Annotated in this window: 25 protein-coding genes and 1 tRNA gene; 16 read left to right on the top strand and 10 right to left on the bottom strand. The window is 46.9% G+C overall.

Annotation, left to right across the window (positions count from 1 at the left end):
• Nucleotides 1-81: 81 nt before the first annotated feature.
• The 5 genes from GGU45_RS16475 to GGU45_RS16455 are packed head-to-tail and all read right to left on the bottom strand — an operon-like array spanning nucleotide 82 to nucleotide 4539.
• Nucleotides 82-852 (bottom strand): FkbM family methyltransferase, encoded by a 771-nt coding sequence (locus tag GGU45_RS16475; protein WP_435226564.1) that lies wholly within the window; start codon nucleotides 850-852, stop codon nucleotides 82-84.
• 57 nt (nucleotides 853-909) lie between these two features.
• The gene (locus GGU45_RS16470; protein ID WP_435226562.1) at nucleotides 910-2763 is read right to left on the bottom strand and encodes a M1 family metallopeptidase; all 1854 of its coding nucleotides are present in this window, start codon (nucleotides 2761-2763) and stop codon (nucleotides 910-912) included.
• Between the two features lie 54 nt (nucleotides 2764-2817).
• Nucleotides 2818-3318 carry a hypothetical protein gene (locus tag GGU45_RS16465; RefSeq protein WP_435226560.1) on the bottom strand — a complete coding sequence of 167 codons (501 nt, stop codon included), beginning with the start codon at nucleotides 3316-3318 and terminating at the stop codon, nucleotides 2818-2820.
• A 16-nt stretch (nucleotides 3319-3334) separates the two neighbouring features.
• A complete protein-coding gene (locus tag GGU45_RS16460; RefSeq protein ID WP_435226559.1) occupies nucleotides 3335-3622 on the bottom strand; it encodes a chaperone modulator CbpM in 288 nt (95 codons plus the stop codon).
• Complete coding sequence (locus tag GGU45_RS16455; RefSeq protein WP_435226557.1) at nucleotides 3619-4539, bottom strand: DnaJ C-terminal domain-containing protein; 921 nt, start codon at nucleotides 4537-4539, stop codon at nucleotides 3619-3621. Before GGU45_RS16455 ends, GGU45_RS16460 begins: the two co-directional genes overlap by 4 nt.
• Before the next feature lie 118 nt (nucleotides 4540-4657).
• On the opposite strand from GGU45_RS16455, the gene ung reads away from it, so the two are divergent.
• From ung to GGU45_RS16415, 8 genes are all read left to right on the top strand, one after another.
• Entirely contained in the window at nucleotides 4658-5329 is a 672-nt protein-coding gene (gene ung, locus GGU45_RS16450; protein WP_435226555.1) for a uracil-DNA glycosylase, read from the top strand.
• A 212-nt stretch (nucleotides 5330-5541) separates the two neighbouring features.
• Nucleotides 5542-6582, top strand: a complete 1041-nt coding sequence (locus GGU45_RS16445) for a quinone-dependent dihydroorotate dehydrogenase (protein WP_435226553.1) — start codon at nucleotides 5542-5544, stop codon at nucleotides 6580-6582.
• A gap of 13 nt (nucleotides 6583-6595) precedes the next feature.
• A complete protein-coding gene (locus tag GGU45_RS16440; protein WP_435226551.1) occupies nucleotides 6596-7411 on the top strand; it encodes a TerC family protein in 816 nt (271 codons plus the stop codon).
• A 478-nt stretch (nucleotides 7412-7889) separates the two neighbouring features.
• Nucleotides 7890-8411 carry a DUF4251 domain-containing protein gene (locus GGU45_RS16435; protein ID WP_435226549.1) on the top strand — a complete coding sequence of 174 codons (522 nt, stop codon included), beginning with the start codon at nucleotides 7890-7892 and terminating at the stop codon, nucleotides 8409-8411.
• A gap of 70 nt (nucleotides 8412-8481) precedes the next feature.
• Nucleotides 8482-9030, top strand: a complete 549-nt coding sequence (locus GGU45_RS16430; RefSeq protein WP_435226548.1) for a hypothetical protein — start codon at nucleotides 8482-8484, stop codon at nucleotides 9028-9030.
• A 30-nt stretch (nucleotides 9031-9060) separates the two neighbouring features.
• Complete coding sequence (locus GGU45_RS16425; RefSeq protein WP_435226546.1) at nucleotides 9061-9984, top strand: hypothetical protein; 924 nt, start codon at nucleotides 9061-9063, stop codon at nucleotides 9982-9984.
• Entirely contained in the window at nucleotides 9981-10589 is a 609-nt protein-coding gene (locus GGU45_RS16420; RefSeq protein ID WP_435226545.1) for a hypothetical protein, read from the top strand. The genes GGU45_RS16425 and GGU45_RS16420 overlap by 4 nt, the downstream gene beginning before the upstream one ends.
• Nucleotides 10590-10667: 78 nt before the next feature.
• Nucleotides 10668-11516 (top strand): type 1 glutamine amidotransferase, encoded by an 849-nt coding sequence (locus GGU45_RS16415; RefSeq protein ID WP_435226543.1) that lies wholly within the window; start codon nucleotides 10668-10670, stop codon nucleotides 11514-11516.
• Nucleotides 11517-11619: 103 nt separating this feature from the next.
• Here GGU45_RS16415 and GGU45_RS16410 read toward each other — a convergent pair whose 3' ends face one another.
• The 3 genes from GGU45_RS16410 to GGU45_RS16400 all read right to left on the bottom strand — a co-directional run bounded on the left by GGU45_RS16410 (nucleotide 11620) and on the right by GGU45_RS16400 (nucleotide 15298).
• A complete protein-coding gene (locus GGU45_RS16410; RefSeq protein WP_435226541.1) occupies nucleotides 11620-13065 on the bottom strand; it encodes a Gfo/Idh/MocA family protein in 1446 nt (481 codons plus the stop codon).
• A 45-nt stretch (nucleotides 13066-13110) separates the two neighbouring features.
• Nucleotides 13111-14562: a Gfo/Idh/MocA family protein gene (locus GGU45_RS16405; RefSeq protein WP_435226539.1), complete on the bottom strand. Its 1452-nt coding sequence runs from the start codon at nucleotides 14560-14562 to the stop codon at nucleotides 13111-13113.
• 106 nt (nucleotides 14563-14668) lie between these two features.
• Nucleotides 14669-15298 carry a DUF4230 domain-containing protein gene (locus tag GGU45_RS16400; RefSeq protein ID WP_435226538.1) on the bottom strand — a complete coding sequence of 210 codons (630 nt, stop codon included), beginning with the start codon at nucleotides 15296-15298 and terminating at the stop codon, nucleotides 14669-14671.
• A 170-nt stretch (nucleotides 15299-15468) separates the two neighbouring features.
• On the opposite strand from GGU45_RS16400, the gene GGU45_RS16395 reads away from it, so the two are divergent.
• The 5 genes from GGU45_RS16395 (at nucleotide 15469) to dnaG (ending at nucleotide 21560) form a co-directional block, all read left to right on the top strand.
• The gene (locus GGU45_RS16395) at nucleotides 15469-17208 is read left to right on the top strand and encodes a GMC oxidoreductase (RefSeq protein WP_435226536.1); all 1740 of its coding nucleotides are present in this window, start codon (nucleotides 15469-15471) and stop codon (nucleotides 17206-17208) included.
• 74 nt (nucleotides 17209-17282) lie between these two features.
• Nucleotides 17283-17951 carry a gluconate 2-dehydrogenase subunit 3 family protein gene (locus GGU45_RS16390; protein ID WP_435226535.1) on the top strand — a complete coding sequence of 223 codons (669 nt, stop codon included), beginning with the start codon at nucleotides 17283-17285 and terminating at the stop codon, nucleotides 17949-17951.
• Nucleotides 17952-18200: 249 nt separating this feature from the next.
• Nucleotides 18201-18656, top strand: coding sequence for a methyltransferase family protein (locus tag GGU45_RS16385; protein WP_435226533.1), 456 nt, complete (start codon nucleotides 18201-18203; stop codon nucleotides 18654-18656).
• 37 nt (nucleotides 18657-18693) lie between these two features.
• Nucleotides 18694-19482, top strand: coding sequence for a PhzF family phenazine biosynthesis protein (locus tag GGU45_RS16380; RefSeq protein WP_435226532.1), 789 nt, complete (start codon nucleotides 18694-18696; stop codon nucleotides 19480-19482).
• A gap of 53 nt (nucleotides 19483-19535) precedes the next feature.
• Nucleotides 19536-21560, top strand: a complete 2025-nt coding sequence (dnaG, locus tag GGU45_RS16375; protein ID WP_435226531.1) for a DNA primase — start codon at nucleotides 19536-19538, stop codon at nucleotides 21558-21560.
• 12 nt (nucleotides 21561-21572) lie between these two features.
• Here dnaG and GGU45_RS16370 read toward each other — a convergent pair whose 3' ends face one another.
• A complete protein-coding gene (locus tag GGU45_RS16370) occupies nucleotides 21573-22586 on the bottom strand; it encodes an AraC family transcriptional regulator (protein ID WP_435226529.1) in 1014 nt (337 codons plus the stop codon).
• Nucleotides 22587-22673: 87 nt separating this feature from the next.
• Between GGU45_RS16370 and GGU45_RS16365 the strand changes: the two genes are divergently transcribed.
• The gene (locus GGU45_RS16365; protein ID WP_435226527.1) at nucleotides 22674-24026 is read left to right on the top strand and encodes a glycosyltransferase; all 1353 of its coding nucleotides are present in this window, start codon (nucleotides 22674-22676) and stop codon (nucleotides 24024-24026) included.
• Nucleotides 24027-24074: 48 nt separating this feature from the next.
• On the opposite strand, the gene GGU45_RS16360 is transcribed toward GGU45_RS16365, so the two are convergent.
• On the bottom strand, nucleotides 24075-24620 hold the full coding sequence (locus GGU45_RS16360; protein WP_435226525.1) for a DNA-3-methyladenine glycosylase I: 546 nt from the start codon (nucleotides 24618-24620) through the stop codon (nucleotides 24075-24077).
• Nucleotides 24621-24755: 135 nt separating this feature from the next.
• Here GGU45_RS16360 and GGU45_RS16355 point away from each other — a divergent pair.
• Together GGU45_RS16355 and GGU45_RS16350 are read left to right on the top strand one after the other, a co-directional pair.
• A tRNA-Val gene (locus GGU45_RS16355) sits at nucleotides 24756-24830 on the top strand.
• 38 nt (nucleotides 24831-24868) lie between these two features.
• Nucleotides 24869-25132 (top strand): GIY-YIG nuclease family protein, encoded by a 264-nt coding sequence (locus tag GGU45_RS16350; RefSeq protein WP_435226524.1) that lies wholly within the window; start codon nucleotides 24869-24871, stop codon nucleotides 25130-25132.
• Nucleotides 25133-25208 lie beyond the last annotated feature (76 nt).

The following is a 25208-nucleotide window of genomic DNA, read 5'->3' as shown; positions in this document are numbered from 1 at the left end:
CATACTACAACCCCTTAAAAGCAGTACACCCCGGGAAAAGGATTAATGCACTTCAATATTCTACATTTTATATTTTGCATTCTAAATTTCCGCCCCCGCAGGATAGGCCATAAAGAAATAATTGTACCCTTTTTCAAACTGGCCAATGAATTCATGACGGTTAAAGCCCGGCTGGCCTTTAAGGAAATACTGCTGCAGGGAAAGGGTATAGCCCAGTTCATCAAAAAAATCAAACACCAGTTCCGGTGTGGCGCCATAAAGATCACTGCCGCCTTTTCCAAACTCAAACAACACCAAGGGCTTATACTGTTCCAGGATGCGTCTTGCGCCCTTTAATACTTCCAGCTCAGCGCCCTCCACATCAATCTTGATCAGGTGAACGGGCTGGTTTCCGGGTACCAGGTCTTCCAAACGCTCCAGCTTTACCCGTATCTTTTCTGTATCATAATGGGCATCCTCAAAACTCCGCTCTTTTAACCCGCTCACAGCCGGGCGATCCTTAAACACCGTAAACTCTGCTTCGCCTGCCTCACTGGAAAGGGCCGTATTAAAAAGACGCACCCGTCCGCCATATTTTTTTTGGAGCTGATTGAACAAATATGGAATGGGCTCAAACCCTATATGCCGGCCGGCCGGGGCCGCCTTCAGGATCGCCTGCAGAATCTCTCCTTTATGCGCCCCGATATCAATGCAGTTGCTATCTTTCCGCAGCACCCGTTTGAGCACATCAAAGGTTTCAAAATCGTACCGGTCAAACGGCGGCTGTAATACTTTTTCTGAAAAACGGTAAAACCGGTAGGCTATTTTTTTAGCCACCGTTGTTACCAGCTGCGGAACATACTTGCGTTTCATGAACTGTAAAAATAGGGCATACGAACCGCAAAGGAGGCAACGGCGCGTAAAAGAATATCAATATTTCAGCAGGATCCGGTTATTACTGCGTTTTACATCTGCCATCCGCTGCGATGGGTCTATCTCTGCCGCAATGATATCTGTTAGCCGGTGATTGGTTTCTACGATATAATATTTGTTTGTCCAGGGCCAGGGCTGATCAACCTGCCATTTGACTGCCGTATCTTCCGGTGGCTTGGCGTTGTACATCAGGTCAAGCGGAACATTATGCATTTCCCGTGAACTATCCCTGAGCGTGATCAGGAAATCTACCGGCATCGGCATCAGTCCATCGTTGCGCAGCCGGATCCGCGTTTTTCCCCCGGCTTCCCACAAGCTATCAATCGCATAGTCGATAGTCCGGGTGGTATAAATCCAGTAATCGCGGTACCAATCCAGCACTGTACCACTTGTTTTTTCAGCGGTCCGGATCAAATCCTCCGGACCCGGGTGTTTGAATTTCCACTGCTGGTAATAATTCAGTAATACCTGGTCGCGGACGGCATCGCCCAGGATATAACCCAATTGCACCAAAAACAAAGCGCCTTTAATATAGCTGCCTTTGGAATAGGCAAAGTTCGTATTAAAATGATCCCCGGGGGTACTCAACGCTTCTTCTTTACCGCTTTTTACCAGGTCGAGGTAGGAAAAATAGGTAGAGTCTGGTTGACTGTAGCCCGGCACCCCCTGCTGATTCAGCCAGGCAGAAACACGGGTATCGGCATAGTCGGCACCGCCCTCATCCATCCAGGGGTACCGTGTTTCATTGGTGGCCAACCGGCCATAAAACCACTCATGCATCCATTCGTGCAGCCAGGCACCGGGCGATGCCAGCAAGGTGGCCATCGGATACTCCATGCCCCCATCGCCCCCGGTAATAAAAGAATACTGCTTGTAGGGATAGGGACCAAAGGTTCGCTCAATATAAGGCAATGCCCGTTCTGCATCGGCCAGGACCTTCTCCCATTTTTCGGGTTTGGATTTCGCCACTTTGTACAGCAGGTGCAGGGTAAGATCATTGCGGACCTTTTTTGACTGATGGATGAATTCCGGATCTGCGGCCCACATAAAATCATGTACTTCCGGCGCTACAAATTTCCAGGTAAGCCTGTCGCCCGCCGGCCGCACCACGGTAGCCCCCTCCGCTTCATATCCATAACCAATCTGATTGGCATTGGTCAGGTACCCCGTGCCTCCCAGTATATATTTTTTGTCGATCGTGATATTTACTTCAAAATCGCCAAAATTTCCAAAAAACTCACGTCCCACATAAGGATCGGGGTGCCAGCCCTCCTTATCGTAAACGCTGATCTTTGGATACCACTGGCTCATCGAATACCGCACTTTGGTATCGGGGTTATCCCTTCCGCTTCTGCGGATCTGCAGCGGCACCTGGGCTTCAAAGCTCATATCAAAAATCACTTTCTGGCCGGGCAGTATCGGTCGCGTAAGCGTTACCACCAGGATGGTGCCGCGTGTTTCATAGGGCTGGGGTGTTCCGTTCATAGTAAGGGCACTTACTTTCTGGTACCCGATCTCTTCCGGCTTCAGGTTGCTGATCCGGTCCTTAACCCGTTTATCCCAGTCGGGCTTATCCCCCATCAGGATGGTTCCCTGCCTCCTGCTTCGCTCGTCCATCATACTGCCCGGCTGAAAAGCATTCCAAAACAGGTGGTAATATACCCGGTGCAATGTATCGGGTGAATGGTTCCAATATTCCAATCGTTGTTTTCCTGTAAACCGGTTGGTTTGTACATCCATGTCAATGTTCATCACATATTTTACCCGCTGCTGCCAGTAACCATTCTGTGCTTTTGCCGGAAAACCGCTTATAACCAATAAAACAAACAAACACCCTTTTAAGGTACGCATGATCCCAAATTTTAATTTCTGCGAAAAATAGGCAAAAAAAAGAAAGAAAGGCTGTTAAAATTGAGGAGCGTCAGGCAGACCTTCGTGTGCCTGCACGTGCAGCAGCTTTCCCGATTCACTAAAATAATGATATCGTTTAGCCGCCGGAGTATCTTGCAATTGGAACCGGTAGGTTTCATAACCGCTTGGAATGGAAAGGATATCAACATCCGCCACAACGGCATCCCCGAGCCGCGACTGCCTGAAGCCGGCCTTTATCTTTTCCGGAAGCCGGTCAAAACTAAAATCCATAACCGTGTACTTCCACTCATTTTTTTTATACACGGCTTCATACTTTTCATTCTTCATCAGGAAATCGATAGTTGTCCTGCCGCCTTTTACAAGGCATTTCAGATCCGTAGCATAGGGGTATTGGATATAAAACAAATCGGCAATAGCCCGGGGTACACCGGCGTTTTGAGCTCCGGCATACGCCCCCCCGGCAGCCCAGCAAAACATTATGCAGGACAGCCGTATCACTACCCGATACCATTGCTGATAAAAAGCGCCTTTCAACTACTTCGTTTATTAATTATTTTCCCAACTCATTCCGGAGTGCACGCACTTCTGTTTGCAGGGTCTGCACCTTATTCAGCAAATGTGCAATAGCCTCCAGCCCTTCTATGTTAATATCCAGATCGTAGTGCATATACATATACTTTTCAAGATTGGCCAGTTGTTCAAACCCGATAAAATAATGCGTATCCTGTTGTATTAACTCAATCAGCCCATGTTCATTCAGGGACTGAACAAATGCCACTTCAACACTATAGTAAGAACAGCATTGTTCTATGGATATACTATTTGTCTGCTCTGTCATGATTTGTTTTCAGCCTCCTTTGCCAGTTCTTTAAATAATGCAATTTCCTTTTCGGATAAATGTTTTGGCAGCTGTACCCGGTATGTAATATAAAGATCGCCAAAGTTTCCTTCTTTTTTGTAAACCGGGAATCCTTTTCCTTTCAGACGCACGGTTGTTTCATTTTGCGTGCCCGGTGCAATAGTAAGTTTCACCTTTCCGGTTATGGTATCAATCATTTCTTCCCCGCCCAACACCGCTTTGTAAAGGTCCAGTGCCAGATGGGCATACAGATCGTTTCCCTTGCGGGCAAACGCCGTATCATTCACAATTGTAAACGTGATGTATAAATCCCCGTTGGGGCCGCCATTGGCGCCCGGTGCGCCATGACCGGCAATCCGGATTTCCTGCCCGTCCTCAATCCCGGCAGGAACCGTAATGCGAATGTTTTTGCCATTTACCGTAAAGGTTTGCTGATGGGTTTGATAGGCTTCCGATAGTTTCATCTGTACGGCCGCGCGGTAATCCTGGCCCTTAAACCGTGCAGCCGAGCGTCCTCCGCTGCTACCCCTGGCACTACCAAACATGGAGGAAAAAAAGTCGGAAAAATCACCTTCCTCACCGCTGCTGTAGCTATAGGATTCCCTGCCCCCGAACGGCGCCTCCTGGCGGCCGGAAGACTGCTGCCTGCGGGCCTGCTCAAACTGCTCCGCATGCCTCCAGTCGGCCCCGTACTGGTCGTATTTTTTTCTTTTCTCGGGATCACTCAATACTTCATGCGCCTCGTTAATCTGCTGAAACAATTTTACCGCTTCTTTATCATCCGGGTTCAGATCCGGATGATGTTTACGGGCCAGTTTCCGGTAGGCTTTCTTAATGTCATCCGGTGATGCGTCCTTCGAAATCCCGAGAATTTTATAGTAATCGATATAATCCATTTATCTTAAAATATTTTTCAAGTTAAAACATAAATGGAAAAAATCCAATAAACAGTCCCTGCTTATTAAATGTTTGTGTTTCTGGACATAGTTATTATTTTTACTCAAATTAAGTTCAATGGAAGTAGCAATTGAAGATTCCTGGAAGAAAGAATTAGCGGAGGAATTTCAAAAACCTTATTTTGAATCACTGGTACAGCATCTGAAAATGGAAAAGCAGGCAGGGAAAGTCATCTACCCCGCCGGTAAAAATATTTTTAATGCTTTTAATACCACTCCATTCGACCAGGTAAAAGTGCTGCTCCTCGGACAAGATCCTTACCATGGCCCCGGCCAGGCACATGGTCTTTGTTTTTCCGTTCAAAAAGGCGTACCGCCTCCCCCATCGCTGGTTAACATTTATAAAGAACTAAAAGCAGATCTTGGTGTTCCTGCCCCCGAAAGCGGCGATCTGACTCACTGGGCACAGCAGGGTGTTTTTATGCTCAATGCTTCGTTAACGGTGCGCGCGGGCGAACCGATGAGTCATTCAAAAATTGGATGGGCAACCTTTACGGATGCTGTTATCCGGAAGGTATCGGAGCACAAAACCCATGTGGTCTTTATTTTATGGGGGAAATTTGCACAGGAAAAAGCTGCGCTGATTGATGCATCAAAACACCTGATCCTGCGGTCTGCACACCCTTCCCCCCTCTCCGCCTACAATGGTTTTTTTGGAAGCCGGCCTTTTTCAAAAACCAATGAGTACCTGGTAACGCAGGGCATTGATCCCATCGACTGGAAAGTTTGATGTTTGACGTTCAATGTTTGACGTTGAATCCGTTATTATGCTTGATGTAAGATGTTGGATACCATATACCAGATACTAGATATTAGATGCTAGATACTAGATACTAGACGCTGGATACTGGATACCAGATGTTTATCTTCTAATATCTATCGTCTAACGCCTATAGAATATCCATATTCCCAAATTTTCAATTCTGGTTTATATTTGCAGCTATGTATCGTCTTTTACGAAAGTTTTATTTTACTTTTTCACCGGAGCGCGCGCATTATATGGCCATGCGTCAATTGCATTTGCTTACCGGGAACCGGCTGGGCAAATCAATTGTCCGATCGTTTACCGATGCTCCGTTGCGGGAAACCCGGTTCCTGAATCTGACCTTTAAAAACCCGGTAGGTCTTGGGGCCGGCTTCGATAAAAATGCACTCTATCTTAATGAACTGGAAGCATTGGGCTTTGGGTTTGTTGAGGTTGGTACCGTTACCCCCCTGCCACAGGGCGGCAATGAGCAGCCACGCCTCTTCCGGTTACCGGCCGATAAAGCGCTGATCAACCGTATGGGTTTTAATAATGATGGCGTTGATCAGGTTGCGCGGCGGCTGGAAGCCTGGAGCGCCAAAAAGGCGGAAAGCCGTGAAAAGTATCCCCTGATCATTGGCGGAAATATTGGTAAAAACAAGATCACGCCCAACGAAAATGCCTGGCAGGACTATGCCACCTGCTTTACCCGGCTTCATCCCTTTGTGGATTATTTTGTAGTCAATGTAAGCAGCCCCAATACCCCCGGCCTCCGGGAGCTGCAGGACAAAGACGCACTCCGTAAAATTTTGCTAAACCTGGCAATGATCAATAACGGCAAGGCTTTTGCCAAGCCCATACTCCTTAAAATAGCGCCGGATCTTACCCGGGAGCAGATCGATGATGTAATTGCACTGGCCCTCGAAATCAAGCTGGATGGCCTGGTAGTTACCAATACCACCATCGACCGGAGCAACCTTGTTACACCTGGCAACGAGGTTGATGCCATTGGTGCCGGCGGGCTGAGTGGCAAGCCGGTGCAACAAAAAAGCACGGCCATAGTAAAATACATTACCGAACAAACCGATGGCGCTATTCCCATTATTGCATCCGGCGGTATCTTTACCGCAGCTGATGCAAAAGAGAAGCTGGCTGCCGGTGCCTCACTGGTACAGATCTGGACCGGCTTCATTTACGAAGGACCTACTATAGTAAAAAACATCTGCACACAATTATAAACCAAATCGTACTATGCAATTTTTAATAATTTCAACCACTGAAATATTCACCGCAGACTCCCTGATCAGTTTCCTGATCCTTTCCATTTTAGAAATTGTGCTGGGCATCGACAATGTCATTTTCGTAAGCATTATTTTAAACCGGCTTCACAAGGACTCACGAAAAAAAGCCCGCCGTGTGTGGATGATCACCGGCATCTTATCCCGCTGCCTGCTGCTGATGGCGCTAAGCTGGCTGCTGGCGCAAAAAGGAAAACATATCATTCCTGAGTCCTGGTTTGGCAAAGGGCTTGACCTGGCGAGCATTGTAATGCTGGTGGGCGGTCTTTTCCTGATTTATAAATCAGTAAAAGAGATCCATCACAAGCTGGAAGGGGAGAATCCGTCTGAGGCCACTCAAAATCAAAAACAGCTCAGTTTTGGACAGGCCATCGGACAAATACTGGTTATTGACGCCGTTTTTTCGTTCGACAGCGTGATTACGGCGGGTGGCACGGCCAAACACATCGAAATCATGATTGCTGCAGTAATCGTTGCGATGTTTGTAATGTTTACCTTTAGCGCGAGGATCTCTGATTTTATACAGAATCACCCCACTATAAAAATGTTGGCCTTATCCTTCCTGGTCATGATCGGTGTAAGCCTGATTGTAGAAGGATGGAACTCCGAGATGGCGCATGAGCTCCATCTGAAAAATTACATCTATTTTGCAATGGCGTTCTCTTTCATCGTGGAATTGCTGAACCTGTTCATGCGTAAAAAACAACAACGGCAGCATGTTGTACATTTAAACGGACCGGAACTGCCCAAAGACGAAAACCAGGGTTAGAAGCGGGTCAAAATCATGCCCCGGGCCGATGGGGCACCCTGTTGCTCTTTCGTAGCTTTACAAACGGGTTGAAACCCCTTTTTGTAAGATCCTCCGAGGCAATACCCCTCTCCCGGCCAATGATTGGATGGCCCTGGTTTTTACGGACAAGAGCCAATTTAAAACTGTGGGCGACGTCTTCAAAAAAGGCACACTCAGCTGCTTTGCCAATTTATCGTGCAAACGGCTTCTGAGAGTCAGTTTCCCGTTAGGCTGCGGGCCTTTCTATGGTTGATCTGCGCCATTCAATCTGCGGGAACAATCTCACGGGCTTAGCGAAACAATTTTGATTAAATGCTTCATTTACCGCCCCCCATTCCCACATTATCACACTTCCCAAACTTTCACATTTCCCACACTGTCAAATCCACCAACCAGAAATATTCGGGTAAAATTGTGTAAATTACTTCCGGATCGCATCATGAATAAAATCGTTTTTATGAAAACAATACATCATTCATTGCTGATCTGGTTATCGGCAATCAGCATTTTGTCCTCCTGCACTTCTCAAAAACAAACAGCCGGCACGTCCGCTGCCGTAGCGGAGGCCATTACAACCCAGCAGTATACATTTGTAGCCAGCAGTGTTTTTCCTACAGAAGATAGCCGGTTCAATCCCCGGGTATTAATTCCCAATGCCAGTAATCTTTACCAACTCACATCGCGCTATGATGTAAGGATTACACCGGATTCGGTTATCGCTTATCTCCCGTTCTTTGGCAGGTCTTATACCGCACCGATAGACCCTGCAAAGGGAGGCATCAAATTCACTTCCACAAAATTTGAATATAAGAAAACCCTGCGCAAAAACAACTATGAAATAGAAATCACTCCAAAGGACAACAACGAGGTACGATCACTTTACCTTACGGTTACTCCTTCGGGGTTTGCATCGCTGCGGGTAACAAACCTCAACAGAACCCCTATTTCGTTTAACGGCGATATAGAGGCTAATAAATAATCACACAAAGTTTTAACATCAGAAAACAGGAAAACAAATTTTCATATCGTACTTTCATCAAAAATCCAATATGAAAATACTGCTTGGTTCCCTGTTGGTGTTTGCCGGTGCCTGTACCAGTGTAAAATCCATTCAGCCGGATGCGCTTCTTTCTGGTCAATGGAAGATCACCAACAGCGATATCATTTCAGAAACAAACCCCCTTCTTTCACCCGGAAGCATACTCAGCTTTGGTAAGGACCATATACTAACCTATATACAAAAAGACGGGCAGGAAGTTGCCGGCAAGTGGTATACAAAATCGGAGACAGAAGCCTATTCACCTTTCCAGGATCAATTCAGTCCGTTTTACAGCAATACCCTGGGCGAATATGACTACCAGCGACAGGTTTATTTTGACAATGGCAAAGAGTATAAGAAGCACCGGTTATATATACAGCTCCCCTCCGGGAATCCGGACAAATCCGGCAAGAGCTTTTTTGTACTGGTGCCGCAAGGCAGGAACCGGGTAAAAATAAATCTGGACCCTCTTGACCAGGCCATACTATCCCTGAATACAGACTTTTACAAGCTGAAACGCATCCGAAAAAATTCTTCACGCACAACGGGTACCGAATAAATTAATTTCAAAATCACTATTTTCGGGATCATGATGACCCTGACCCGGAAAATAAAAACCATAAAACATATTGTTTTCATTGCACTCCTGATCTTTTTCGTGCAAAAGAGCAACGCGGCCCTGCCGGAGGACATTGCACCTAAAAGCTCTCCGGAACAGGCGCTGCAATACCTCAGCAGTATTAAAGAGCTTCGCCAGAGCAAGTGGTGGCCCAATGTTGCGCCGGAGCGATTGCTCCAGAACCTGAAAACTTTTACAACACAACCCTTTGCATTTTACGAGGGCAAGACCACCAATTTTTGCGCCTACTCTGCACTTACCTATATCCCGCTCTCCTATGACCCCCTGGGCTTTGCACGGTTTATGGTGGAACTTTACAGGAACGGCCAGGCCAACATTGGCAAGACCCAATTGAGGCCCAGCAAACCGGTGCGCATGGAGGCGGGGCTATTGCGCTATAAAGGCTCCCTGGACATTAACCCCGCCGGCCAAATGTGGTTTCTTGCCCTTGCAGACCATTTTAAAGGTTATCTCAACTTTTTTAACCGGCGCTTTCAAAAGGGTGATGAAAATACCTTCTGGGCTTCTACCAATTTTGCAAAGTTTAACCGGATGCTCCGGCGCCTTTTCAACGGCAACGTAAAGGCCCAGGGTGCAGATCTTTTCCGGCCTTCTATCAGGGACCTCCCGGCACACCTGGAGGCGCAAATGCAAAAAGGCCTGGTGTTCCTTTACCTGAACAATAAAAAGCTCTACAGAAAATCGCACACAGAATCACTGATCAGCACCCCCACCCATTATGTATTACTTACCGATATCCGGCGGCTTCCGGACGGCAATATCCAGTTCGAATACTGGGACTATGGTGCAAGGGCCGTACAGCAGCTCTCACCGGATTTTTTAAAGAACATTATCTATGGGGTCAGCCTGTGGATCCCAAAGGCTTCAAAATGAAAAAGGACACATTCATATTAATCGTGATCTTCGGGCTGCTAAGCACCCTCGGGGGCTGTTCCTACCCCAGAAACTTCACCGCAAATTTCTACGCAAAAAATGAGCAGCAGCTGGAAAGCATAAAAAATGATTTTAACCGGTTATATAGCCAGCATCCTTTCTCCATCCTGTTTGAAGAAAAGACCTTTACCAACATTTCCTTCGAATTCAACGAGGACAGCATTAAATATATTTATCATTTCAATATCTATGGGCCCGCTTTTACAGACAGCCTGAAAGCGCGTCATTATAATGCCCCTCAAATAAAAAAATTGGTGGAAGATATGCGTGCTATCCAATGCACATGGATTGCAAACGTTGATTATTATGAAGGACTGCAGGCCCGCCGGCTTATCCAGATGTCTGTCAGAAATAAGGCACTTAACAGTACCCTGAAGGGTGAAAGCTACTGCACGTTGGTGTTTTTTGAAACACCCCAGCCGTTTAACAATAAAGGTGTTTTCCTGGACCGGTCTGACCGCAAAAGACGGCGGCAGATCAATGGAAATGTATTGAAAAGAGTCAATGACAAAGTAGGTTATACCATTACCAAAAAATACCGGTAAGTGTTAAATATACACAGCTGTTAGTAATTCTTGAGCAGGATTAAGTACCATTAAGGCTTCAATCGCTATTTTTGCAGGATGGCGATGGAAAAAGAATGTGTTCGCTTTGCAATACTGGATTTAAATGACGGGCATCCTAACCAGGGAATGCGTTGCATTAAAGAGATTGTGTACCGGTGGGCAAACGAAAAACAGGTTGACCTGACTTACGATGTATTTGACGTTCGTGTAAACAATGATTTGCCCGATATGTCGTACGATATCTATATCTCAAGCGGCGGACCCGGAGACCCGTTAAGCACCCGTTTTGACGATTGGGATATTAACTGGAACAAGTGGCTCAACGAGGTACTGCGGTGGAATGAGAACCCGGGTAATGAACAAAAAAAATATGTATTCTTCATTTGCCATTCCTTTCAACTGGCCAGCCGGTATTTTAATGCGGGGCTGATCTGCAAACGGCGGTCAACATCTTTTGGGGTATTCCCCATACATATACTTCCTGAAGGAAAGATGCATCCCGTATTTGAAAACCTAAACGATCCTTTTTATGCGGTTGACAGCAGGGATTTTCAGTTGATACAACCAAACCTTTCTTTACTGAACGACATGGGCGCTTATATTACCTGTATTGAAAAGGAGCGGCCGCATGTACCCTATGAAAGAGCCGTGATGGGCATCTCATTCAATCCTTATATGTTTGGCACACAGTTTCACCCCGAAGCTGATGCAGATGGAATGCTGAAACATTTTCAATCGGAAGACAAACGCAATACCGTAATCGAAAACCATGGCGAGGCGAAGTTGACCAGCATGATCGACCAGCTAAAGGATCCGGACAAGATCCTGTGGACAAACAAACATTTAATTCCGAATTTCTTAAACGAAGCATACAATCACATTGTATCGGCCAGTCTTGTTATATAATTTTGATACCGGTTTATTATTAGCGTGCTCTTTTCCGGCATCAAAAAAAAAGAGACTGTCCCATTCTGAGACAATCTCTTTATATGCAATTCAGTGACCGTTGTTAAAACTTAAGATCCGGCCAACCCTCACGGTAAGTACGTTTTACATATTGATTGGCTTGCTCAAAATTGGTCACCTTCATATTATCGCCATCCCACTGCAAAGTAATACCTCTTCCGGGGAATTTGCCATTTGCATCTTTATGGTTAAAGCTGCGGATAGCCAGGTTACCCATCAGGATACTTTCGGTTAATGGTACGGCATAGCCGATAAAGGGCGAGTCTACCATTTTATGTCCCTTTTCATAACCTGCAATACAGGCATCTACCCATTGTTTGTAATGTCCATCGGCACCACCGGGTATGCGCGCATATTTACGGGAGACTTTCAATCCTTTCATTTTCGAAACCGGCAGCAAGGTAGGATCCTGGCCATACACGCCACACATCATCTTGCCCTTGGTTCCCACAAAGAGCGCGCCATTGCCTACGTCATTTTTGCCGCCCATAATATCATTGGGTCCCAGCTCATCCGGCCGCTCCGGCTGAATACCTCCGTCCATCCAATGGAGTTTAATGTCTTTGCCGTTCTTTCCTTTGTATTTAAAATGAATGGATGAAGAAACCGGGGGGCTATCGGGCGCATACATCTGCGTCCAGTTTTTAACATAAGGCGTAGACAGGCTGCAGGTAACTTCCGTTGGAAAGCCCAGCCCCAACACTTTAAATACGGGTCCTACTATATGGCAGGCCATGTCGCCCAGGGCGCCGGTACCATAATCCCACCAGCCCCGCCAGTTAAAGGGAACTACATTGTCTTCGTATGCACGGTAGGGAGCCGTACCCAGCCAAAGGTCCCAGTTAAGCCCCTTGGGTACCGGTGGTTTTTCTGAAGGCCATACGATACCCTGCGGCCATACCGGCCGGTTCGTCCAGCAATGAACCGACTCAATTTCACCAATCAGGCCGGCTTCATACCACTCTCTCAGATCCCGCACTCCATCGTTTGATGAGCCCTGGTCGCCCATTTGGGTCACCACTTTATACCGTTTTGCCGCATCTCCCAGCATACGCGACTCCCAGATATCATGTGTGAGGGGCTTTTGCACGTATACGTGTTTTTTGAGCTGCATGGCATGAAAGGCCACAATAGCATGCGTATGATCCGGAGTGCTTACACTAACGGCATCAAAGTGTTTGCTTTCTTTATCCAGCAGTTCGCGCCAATCGCTGTAATACTTTGCATTTGGAAAACGTTTCCGGCTACCCGCTGCCTGGCGATCGTCCACATCACAAAGGAAGGCGATCTCCGCGTTCCCGCTTTTGTGAAACATACTGATGTCACCAGAGCCTTTTCCGCCAACGCCCACGCCGGCTATTATCAGTTTATCGCTGGGAGCTACAAAGCCTCTTCCCAATACGTGCCTTGGCACTATAAAGAAGGCCCCGCCGGCCAGCGCTGCATTGCGGACAAACTTTCTCCTGGAATTTTGATTCTTTTGATCCATAATTGCGTCAAAAATTATTTGAACATGATAAAATAAAATAGCCGCTTAAAGGGTCAGGCTGCCCCAGCCTTCGCGATAGGTTCTTTTTACAAACCGGTTGGCCTCATCAAAGTTGGTAATCTTCATATTTTTTGCATCCCACAGCAGTTTTTTACGGCCGGTAAATTTGCTTTTACCCCAGCCGGATACGCTTGGGTCCATAAACAGAGCGCTCCGGATAGCCAGGTTGCCCATCAGGATGCTTTCAGTAAACGGTCCGGCATATTCAAATGGCGAACTGGTTACGCCTTTTCCATAACCGGCAATGCAGGCATTCACCCATTGCAGGTAGTGTCCTTCTGTACCACCCGGCACACGCGCAATAGTTTGTTTTACGGCTTTTGCGCTCTCATTCTTCGACAGTGGCAGCAATCTCGGATTAGCGCCATAACAATCAGCCAGCAGCTTTCCTTTGGTACCAATAAACAGCACCCCGCCATCCCAGTTACCAAAGGATTCTTCGGGCTCCAGCTCATCCGGACGTTTGGGAAGCAGTCCCCCATCGTACCAGGATACTTTCAGAGTGGCTTTTTTATCTTTTCTCGGGTATTCAAGGTGAATGATCGAAGCCACCGGGCAGCTGTCCACATTGTTCGCTTCCTGGTTCATGCCCGTCCATTGGTTGGCAATACTGCACTCTGCCGATGTAGGGTAATCAATGGGAAGGATCCGGTAAATAGGATCCATAATATGGCAGGCCATATCGCCCAGCGCCCCGGTACCATAGGCCCAGAATCCTCTCCAGTTAAAGGGCACATAAGCAGGATTGTAGTCTTCTTTGGGTGCGGTACCCAGCCACAGGTCCCAATTCAATTCGCTGGGCACCGGATGGTTGCCCGATGGTTTGGCTACACCCTGCGGCCAGATGGGACGGTTGGTCCAGGCCTGCGCTTCCACAATATCGCCAATCAGCCCGGCATCATATATCTCTTTCATCCGGCGCACCCCATCGCCGGATCCGCCCTGGTTACCCATTTGCGTAACTACCCGGTATTTTTTTGCAGCCTGCGCCAGTATACGGGCTTCATATATATCATGTGTAAGGGGCTTTTGCGTATACACATGTTTTCCCAGCTGCATGGCTGCCAGCGTAGCCACGGCATGGGTATGATCCGGGGTACTGATGCTGCAGGCATCGATATTCTTCGCTTCTTTTTGCAGCATCTCCCGGAAATCTTTATAAAAATTGGCCTTGGGAAATCGTTTCCTTGAATTTACCGTCCCCAGACGATCATCCACATCACAAAGCGCCACAATATTTACATTGGGGCTTTTTGCAAAGTTGGCCAGGTCGCTTTCACCCTTTCCACCAGCACCAATACCTGCAATGTTCAGTTTATCGCTGGGCGCTACATGCCCCCGGCCCAGCACATGCCTTGGTACAATAAAAAAGGCACTCCCTGCAAGCGCCGAGTTCCGGATAAACTTTCTTCTGGAATATTGATTTTTTGGTTTCATAATGGCAAAATATTTTAAATTTAGTTTTAAAAAGCAATCAAAGTAATAAATTTCGTTTAAACAGCATATTAACAGTTGATAGTTTTTGGCTTTTTTTAAAAATTATTTAATTTAAGGGGGTATTTACCTTACTTTTTATTTCGTCTTTAAATACCACATCCACTTTAAACTGCATGGGCACGTAATAAAGCTCCAGTACTTTCCGTATTTTCTCTTTTGCCTGTTCAATATACATGGTATAAGTTTCCATCTGTTTGCGGGTACCGGTATACAGTTTTTTTTCAACCGTACTGTATGCTGCTTCTCCCGGGCTTACGAGCAACCCTTTCCGGGTCATAGCATCCGCACGATCCAGACGCAATTCATAGCTAAGAAGTTGCGGCGTGGGCAAAACAATATATACCTGCTTGTTTTTTTCCTCAATTGTGAGCTGCTGTGCCGCCAGGTCTACACCATATTTGGCAATATACGGAACCGAAATGTTCAGGGTTTGCTCCGTAAACATTTTTTTCAATTCATCAGACAGGCTGCCATCGTTCGCAATATTGGTGGTTTTAATACTGGCGGTGCCCTGTACTTCCAGTGATGACAGCTCGGCCACCTCCTGTACAAAGGCGGCATTGAGCGCAACATGATCAACGGTCCTGGTACCGTTCCGCTTTCCGAGAAAATAGGCCAGTACCCCAATGCCCACCACACAAAACAGGATCACAACAGGTAAACAGCTTTTTTGCATAAGTATACTTATTTGCAGGGGTTCAAATTCCCGTTAAAATTAGCCGAAAATCATTTAAAACGGGCTTTCGCTGAAGAACTTAAAAAAATAGGCAGAGAACCTGTTTAAATTTTTAAACATTTCATTGTATCTTGGGTCACTATTTTAAAATTTAAAACAGGCCATCTGAAATGAAAGAATTGCAAATTAAAAAACAAGGCAAGAAATATGATGTGGTGATTGTTGGTTCCGGCGCAGGCGGTGGTATGGCTGCATATACGCTTTCAAAAGCCGGACTAAGTGTGTGTATGCTGGAAGCAGGGCCCATGTACGACCCTCAAAAAGAAATCTTTCAGTTAAAAAGGCCCTGGGAATCAAAACGAAGAGGCCGGGCAACCAAGTACCGCCCCTTTGGCGATTTTGACGCCTGCTATGGCGGATGGGAGCTTGAGGGAGAACCCTATACAAAAGAAAGCGGCACCGATTGGGAATGGTTTCGGGCACGTATGCTTGGAGGAAGAACCAACCACTGGGGGCGCATCTCCCTTCGTTTTGGCCCCAAGGACTTTAAAGGTTACAGCCATGATGGTATTGGCGCCGACTGGCCAATTAGTTATGAAGATATAAAACCCTATTATGATAAGGTAGACCAGCTCATTGGCATTTTTGGAAGCGTAGAAAACTTGCCTAATGAGCCGGATGGTATTTTTTTACCAGCCCCCAAGCCCCGCCTGCACGAGCTGTTTATCAAAAAAGGAGCTCAAAAATCCAATGTGCCGGTAATTCCCTCCCGCTTGTCGATCCTTACCAAAAAAATAAATGATGACCGGGGCGCCTGTTTCTTTTGCGCACAATGCGGCCGGAACTGCAGCATGGCCAAGGCCGACTTCTCTTCCACAAATGTATTGATTTACCCCGCGCTAAAAACCGGCAAACTGGAAGTGATCGCCAATGCCATGGCGCGGGAGGTGCTCACTAATTCCGAAGGCGTGGCTACAGGCGTTTCCTATGTTAATAAAGACGATATGCTGGAGTACCAGGTAGAAGGCCGTGTAGTGATCCTTGCGGCCAGCGCCTGCGAAACGGCAAGACTGTTGCTCAATTCAAAATCACAACGCCACCCCAATGGTTTGGCCAACAGCAGCAATGTGGTGGGCAAATACCTGCAGGATAGTACCGGCGCTGCCATGGGCGGTTATATTCCCGAACTTTTTGGCCGCAAACGATACAATGAAGATGGTGTGGGCGGTATGCACGTTTATTCGCCCTGGTGGGGCGATGATAAAAAACTGGATTTTCCACGGGGGTACCACATCGAATACTGGGGCGGATTTGGTCAGCCGGCTTATGGATTTGGGATGGGTATTGAATCCTTTAATGGCAAATACCCCGTAAACGGACAGAAAAAAGAAGCAGGGGGCTATGGTAAATCCCTAAAAGAAGACCAGCGTTATTTCTACGGAGCCAGCGTGGGCATGGCCGGACGGGGTGAAGCCATTGCCTATGAACATAACCGCTGCGAAATCGATCCCAACGTGGTAGATAAATATGGCATCCCGGTTTTAAAATTCAATGTGAAGCTCAGCGATTATGAAGTTAAGCAGGCAAAACACATGAAGGAAACCTTTAAGGAAATCATGCACAACATGGGCGCCGTAATCACCTGGGGCGATGACGGGCCGGAAAACAATTATGGTATTGACAAACCAGGGTGGATCATACATGAGGCGGGAACAGCGCGTATGGGCGATGATGCAAAAACATCGGCGCTTAATAAATGGAGCCAGGCACACGATTGTAAGAACCTGTTTTGTGTGGATGGCAGCCAGTTTACTTCCCAGGCCAATAAGAATATTACCTGGACCATCCTTGCACTGAGCATGCGCGCCAGCGAATACATTATTGATGAAATGAAAAAACAAAATCTTTAAAAACATTAGAGGTTAAGAGTTTGAGCTTTGATATTAAACCTCGAACCTCAAACATTAAACGTCAAACATCAAATATGAAAAGAAGAGATTCCTTAAAATATATCGCGGCCGGGGCATTGGCCACAGGCTCCCTTGCCATTGGTTGTAACCCGGGCGAAAAGAAAGGTGAATCCACTACGGCCACTCCTGATAAAAAAACCGGGCTTCACCGGTATGAAGACGAAAAAAAACATGAGGAAGAGGTGGAAAAAATGCCGGACTTTTTTAACGCCGGGGAAATGGCTACCATTACGATCCTTGCAGACATTATCATTCCTAAGGATGAAGTGAGCGGTAGTGCCAGTGACGCAAAGGTTCCTGACTTTATACAGTTTACTGTAAAAGACCAGCCCGGATTGCAAACGCCGTTAAGAGGCGGACTTCGCTGGCTTGACATGCAATGCCTGAAAAAATATGGCAAGGCATTTAAGGACTGTGCCGGGCAACAGCAAATTGAAATGGTAGACCTTATTGCTTACCCGGAGAGGGCGAAAGGAAAACCGGAACTGGCCCAGGGCGTGGCATTTTTTTCGCGGATGCGCGATCTTACCGTTACCGGTTTTTATACCTCCGAGATCGGAGTAAAGGATATCGGGTATGCCGGCAGCCAGCCCAACCAATGGAATGGCGTACCGGATGATGTACTGAAGCAATACGGGCTTGCCTATACAGAACGGGAACTGAAGGAATGCCTGAGCTTTTAGTAAGCTTATATAAGAAACAAAAGCTGTTTGAATAGTTATTTTCAAACAGCTTTTTTTTACGCTGAAATACGTTAAACATCTTTGCGAACCCGCAAATTCCTTGCGCACGAACCCTGACGCCAAAAGAAGTTTACAAGCATGCTTTGCACCCGCGTCTCATGAAACACGCTGACCCATCAATTTTTGTAGTAAATTTGGAAGACCCATTCCTATTGCCGTCCATTTTAACAAGCAATTCAATAATCGACAATGAGCCATTCCATCCCCCGTGTTCCGCCCCCTGTATACGTCTTGCTCGCGATCATCCTGATGGTCCTGCTTGACCGGTATTTTCCCGTTTTGCGCTGGCTGGAATCTCCATACCGGTATTCCGGGATCCTGCTGATCGTTGCCGGATTTCTTCTCAGTGCCGCTGGCAGCATACTTTTTCGTAAACTGGGTACCCGTCTGCGGCCGGGAGCAAAGGCTACAACGCTGGTTACCGGGGGACCATTCCGCTTTACAAGAAATCCGATGTATCTCGGATTGGTAACCATACTTACGGGAGTCGGTATCGTCCTGGGTACGCTTACACCACTGGTAATAATCCCCATGATTATCCTGTTGCTGCACGTCCGGTTCATACTGCGCGAGGAGCAATGGATGGAGTCGTGGTTTGGCGTGCCCTACCTGAATTATAAGAAAAAGGTACGCCGGTGGCTGTAACAATAGCAATCTAATAACTCAATCAACAACAAAACCAATGACACAACGCATATACCAGGTAGATGCCTTTGCCAGCGAAGTATTCTCAGGAAACCCGGCAGCGGTATGCCCGCTTCAGCACTGGCTTCCGGACACTGTACTGCAACAGATAGCAATGGAGAATAACCTGGCCGAAACCGCCTTTTACGTACCACATGCAGACTATTACGAAATCCGCTGGTTTACTCCAACCGTTGAAGTAGATCTCTGCGGCCACGCTACACTGGCGGCGGCATTTGTATTGTTTCAACGGGAAGGACATACAACCAACAGCATCCGGTTCCATTCACCCCGGAGCGGCACACTGACTGTAACCCGGAATGGGGAGCTCCTGACCCTCAATTTCCCAACCGACCCCCTGCAGCCCGCAACATTGTCTGACGAGCTGGCGAGCTGTTTCAATATCCGGCCCGGTCTGGCTTTTAAGGGAAAAACCGATTACATGCTGGTGTTTGACAATGAAGACGCTATCCGGAGCCTGGTGCCGACGTTCCAGGTTATTGAAGCATTAAATGCACGCGGGGTCATCGTTACGGCGCCGGGCAGGAGCGCCGATTTTGTATCCCGTTTTTTTGCACCGCAATCCGGAATCAATGAAGATCCGGTAACTGGCTCCGCTCATACAAGTCTTACTCCTTACTGGGCAGAGCGCCTGGGAAAAACGGCACTTTCAGCCATGCAACTTTCTGAGCGTAAGGGCTTTTTGCAATGCCGCCATTTAGGCGACCGGGTAGAGATCAGCGGCCGGGGAAAACTATATCTGGAAGGGCAGATCTATTTGGAATAGCCGGAAGAATATTTAATTCCCTTTTTACATCAGGTTTCATGTAATTTCGGCCCGTGATTTCCCAGAATACCATACAGGAGATTTTGTCCCGGATCGATATCCTGGATGTAGTGGGCGAATTTGTAAAGCTAAAAAAAAGAGGAGCCAACTATCTTGGCGTTTGCCCCTTTCATAATGAAAAAACCCCATCCTTCACCGTTTCCCCTTCCAAGGAAATTTATAAATGCTTTGGATGCGGCAAAAGCGGGAATACGATCAGCTTCATTATGGAGCATGAAAAATACAGCTATGTAGAAACATTGAAATGGCTGGCAAACCGGTACGGTATCGAAGTGGAAGAAACCTTTGCCAGCGCTGAACAAAAAGAGCAGTACCAGATTGCAGACAGCCTCTTCATCATCAATAGTTTTGCAGAACAATATTTTTCCCAAAGCCTGATGCAATCTGAAGAAGGGAGGGCCATCGGTCTCAGTTATTTCAAAGAGCGGGGATTCCGGGAGGGCATCATTGAAAAATTCCGGCTGGGCTATGCCCCTGCGGAACGGGATGCTTTTGCCAAAGAGGCCCTGGCCAAACAATACAATAAGGAACTACTCTTAAAAACCGGATTGGTAGTAGAACGGAACGGCACACTCCTCGACAATTACCGGGGGAGAGTCATTTTCCCCATCCACAACCACAGCGGTAAGGTATTGGGCTTTGGCGCGCGTATTTTAAAAACCACCGACAAGGCACCTAAGTACATCAACACCCCTGAAAACGAGATCTATGTAAAAAGTAAGATTCTCTACGGATCCTATTTTGCCCGGACAGCTATTGAAAAAGCAGACGAATGCCTGCTGGTGGAGGGCTACACCGATGTAGTCTCACTTCACCAGGCCGGTATTGAAAACGTAGTTGCATCCGGCGGTACATCGCTTACGGTAGACCAGCTGCGGCTCATCAAAAAATACACCAGCAACCTTACCATCATTTATGATGGCGATGCAGCGGGCATCAAGGCCGCACTGCGGGGCCTTGACCTGGCGCTGGAGGAAAGTCTGAATGTAAAACTGGTATTGATCCCGGACAAGGAAGACCCGGACAGCTATGTGAATAAAGTTGGTGCTGCCGCATTTACAGAGTTCATCAAAAAACATAAAAAGGACTTTATCCTGTTCCAGCTGGAGTCCTCCCTGAACGCCATCGGCGATGACCCGGTAAAGAAATCGGAGCTGGTTAACAAGATCGCTGAATCCATCAGCCGGATCAACAAAGCCGAGGACTTTACCAAACAGCAGGATTATATAAAGGAGTCTGCAGCCATCCTGCAGATCGATGAAGCGGGCTTGCACGCATTGGTAAACAAATACATCCGCGATAAGGTAACCGCCATGGAGCGGAAGGCCGCCGGCAATGCCCAAAAAGAGCAGCAGGCCCCTGATGCAACCCTCACCAATTATGATGATGCGACCTTTGACCTGCTGTTTAAAGACCAGTTGCAGGAAAAAGAGCTGGCCCGGATCCTGCTGGAATACGGGAACCGGCAATGGGATGAGAACTCACTGATAGCCCAGCACGTTTTTGATGAAATTGATGAACTGGAAATCGAAGATCCCGAAGTAAACCTGCTGATCACAGCCGTTAAACAGTTGCTGCGTAACCAGCCCGAGCAATTGAATGATAAATATTTTATTTACAACGAAGATAAAAAGATCAGTGCCTTTGCCGTGTCGCTGCTCAACCACCCTTATGAGGAAAGTGAGCGCTGGGCGGCCGATTTCAGCCCCAATACCGGCTATCAGCGCGACCTCTTTAACCAGAGCTTCGAGGCGTTTTCGCGGGTCATCAGCAAGGGTAACGAAAACGACCTCAACAAATACAAACTGATCTCAGAAGACCGCACTAATCAAAAAGTGGAATCTGCTATTCAATACCTCAAGCTCAAAAAGATCCGCCGGATGCTGCTTCAGAACCAGAACGATATGTCAGGGACCTTAAGCGAGCATAAATTCAAGGAGCTCCATTTTATTCACAAATCATTAAAAGATATGGAGCGGGACATCACCAATCTTTTAGGAACCGTGATCCTGCATTAGTACCCCGCGGCATTACAAGGTTGTTACCAATCTTTTTTTTATAGTCTTTGGGGTTTCCCGGGTCCAGACTTTGAAGGCACGCCTAAAAGCGGGAAGGTCATTATAACCCAACACTTCGGCTACTTCTGTAATGGTACCGGTATGGTTTTTCATCAGGTGCAGCGCCAGTTCTTTTTTTACTTCGGCAGCAACTTCCCTGAAGCTGGTTTGCTCAGCAGTCAATTTTCGCTGCAGGGTGCGTACAGTCATATCCAGCCCAGAGGCAGCATCCTCGATGGTGGGTATCTGCCCTTTATGCTGCATCAGCAATAAGTGCTTCACTGCATCTCGGCAACTGGATTGTATTGCCAGCGATTTTTTTTGCCCCAGTATACTATTAAACATCTCAAATAAGGAAGCATCGCTTGTTATGACCCGAGTGTCCACATCTTCCGCCCGGAATAGCATGCGGTGCAAAGGCGCATTAAACAATACCTGGCAATGCAGTATATCCTGGTAGGTTCTTACGGCATCCTTTGCATACTCCACTTCTATTGCCTGCGGATAAATATGCCTGCCGCAGAGTGTTTTTATAAAATGGAGCGTTGAGGCCAGCACAAAATCAATCGCAATCCTTGCATTGCGGGGGTACATCGACTTCCAGAGGGCATTCTGGTGCAATTCAACAATGGCAAATTTCCCTTCTCTTTTATAGGTATAGGTAATCATCGGACACACCATTTGCCCGTATTTGCAGTATACATCAATGGCATCTTCCAGGTTTTTACTGGCCTGCATCATAAACCCTACCATACCTGTAATAGCCATAGAAACATCACCACCCATCACCAGCCCAATCTGCTCATTCTGCGTGATATCGGCTAAGAGGTCGTATAATCTGGCAGCTTTCTGCCACTCGACTACCTGCCCCGAATCGCTTATTTCATCCTGCGTAAAGCCGGCCATTTCCCGTAAGGTATCGTAAGCCTCCCCGTAAGTAGCCGCAGCATAGAGTATGTCCCTGATCGCAGTTGCTTGTAGTCCCATGGCGTAAAATGACCCTTTTAAGGCACAAATTACACTTTTTCCGGCATTCATATCGCCGTTGTTTTGCAGTCTAAACAACAACATACAATGCATACAAAATCAACAGACGCCGTTCATCCTGTTACCCGGATTAGCGATGCTTCCAAAAGAAAAATCTTATTTGCCAATATCCCGGCAGACGGTCATTTTAGTCCTTTGACGGGGCTTGCCATCCAGTTAAAAAATGCCGGGCACGATGTAAGGTGGTATACCGGCGCCAGCTATGCTTCGAAGATCGAACAGCTGGGTATTCCTTTTTATCTTTTTAAGAAGGCCAAGGAAGTAACGATCCACAATATTGACGAAGTATTTCCGCAAAGGAAGCAGATCAAAAATCATGTCAAAAAGGTCATCTTCGACATCTGTACCTATTTCATAGCACGGGGCACTGAATTTTATGAAGACATAAAAGATATCAACGAAAGCTTCGATTTTGATATCCTTATCTGCGACAGTGCTTTCACCGGAATGTCGTTTGTAAAAGAAAAGCTCCATAAGCATGCTGTTGCCATCGGCATTCTTCCCTTATGCGAATCCTCCCGGCAGCTACCTCCGCCCATTATGGGACTTACCCCCGCTAAAACCCTGGCAGGCAGCGCCGCACACGCATTCCTGCGCTTTCTTACAAACCGGGTATTGTTTAAAAAGCCGCACACACTCATTGATGAGCAATACCAGAGGGCGGGCATGTCGACCAATGGTAAAAACCTGTTTGATCTACAAATCGACAAAGCAACGCTTTTTTTACAAAGCGGCACACCGGGGTTTGAGTACAAACGGTCAACAATGAGCAGCCATATTCATTTTATTGGCCCCTTGCTGCCCTATAACAACAGCAAACCCCAGACATTGGACTTTGAAGATAAGCTTCGTCAATATCAAAAAGTGTTACTGGTAACACAAGGGACCTTTGAAGGCGATGTAAACAAGCTGATTGTTCCAGCAATAGAAGCGTTCAAAAACACTAATTACCTGGTGATAGCAACTACGGCAGGCTGGCATACCGCCGTATTGCGCGGGCGATATCAAGCGTTTGACAATATAATTATCAGGGACTTTATCCCATTTAACCAGGTGATGCCCTTTGCAGACGTATTCATTTCAAACGGCGGGTACGGCGGCGTAATGCAGAGTATCTGTAACAAACTCCCTATGGTAGTTGCCGGTATACACGAAGGGAAAAATGAAATATGCGCCCGTGTAGGTTACTTTAAGGTGGGTATCAATTTGCGCACCGAGCACCCCAGCCCGGAAAGAATAAAGAACGCAGTGCAAAAAATCCTGAGCAACCCGGTTTACCAGGAAACTATTGGAGGGCTATCCGCGGAATTTGGCCGGTACAACCCCTCTTCCCTGTGCGAACTATTGATTGATCAGTTGCCCCTGCATCGCCGGCCATAATCCTTTTGCGTCATAAGCAGCATCCGGCCGTTCTGATTAAGCTGCTGCTTACTGCTTCAGCCACATGGGTTTTTTCTTAAGAATCTTCTTATACGTGGGGCAATCTTCCGCGTGGCAGCCCGGCAGGTAACCGGTACTCATTAAGAATTCGTTTACGATTTCGCCACCGGTAAATTTAAACTGCTTTTTAAACAGCACCACCCATTCTTCTTTGGTTTTGGGATGATGATGATTCAGCCAATTCTTAAAAGATCCGAATTCTTTTTGAAGGGCGGTGATGGTTTTGGCATTTTCGATGGCCGCATTTATCTTAAGCCGGTTGCGGATAATGCCTGCATCCCCCATCAGCATGTCAAATTTTTTTTGCGTATACCGGCTTACTTTATTAATATCAAAATTATCAAATGCCTTATAAAAAGCCTCCTTCTTTTTCAGGATCGTCTCCCAGCTCAGCCCCGCCTGGTTGATCTCCAATACCAACCGGGCAAATAACTCATTATCCGATTCCAGCGGAAAGCCATATTCCGTATCATGATAGATCTCATGAACAGTACCCTTCCCCTTCTCCTTAACAAACCTGCAGTAAAATGACATGCTGCAAAATGCAATAAATTTTTTTGAAAAATATTTTGAATATAAAATAACTTCCCCTTATCTTTGCAATCCCTTTACGGAACAACACACTGTAAAACAGGGACAAAGAAGCTTCAAAAGGAGCATTGACATATCGGGAGTTTAGCTCAGTTGGTTCAGAGCATCTGCCTTACAAGCAGAGGGTCGGGGGTTCGAGCCCCTCAACTCCCACAACAGCCTCGCAGATCGCGGGGCTTTTTATTTTGCCTATGTTTCACGTCTATATTCTGCATTCTGCAGCCAAAGACAAATATTATGTTGGCTTTACCGCCGGCAACCTGCAGGAACGCCTCAGAAGACACAATTCCAATCACAAAGGATTCACCGGCCAAAGCAATGACTGGGTCATTGCCTATTACGAAGCCTTCACCGATAAACCGTCTGCAATGAAACGGGAAAAAGAAATTAAAGCAAAGAAAAGCAGGGCTTACATTAAGGAATTAATCGATGGCTCAGAGCATTCCGGCTCTTAAGCCGGAAGGGTCGGGGGTTCGAGCCCCTCAACTCCCACAACAGCCTCGCAGATCGCGGGGCTTTTTATTTTGCCTA

It is taken from the genome of Niabella hirudinis (assembly GCF_051201075.1).
GTDB classification, from domain to species: domain Bacteria; phylum Bacteroidota; class Bacteroidia; order Chitinophagales; family Chitinophagaceae; genus Niabella; species Niabella hirudinis.
The sequence above is the reverse complement of the archived record's forward strand: the minus strand, read 5'-3'. Positions and strand labels throughout refer to the sequence as shown.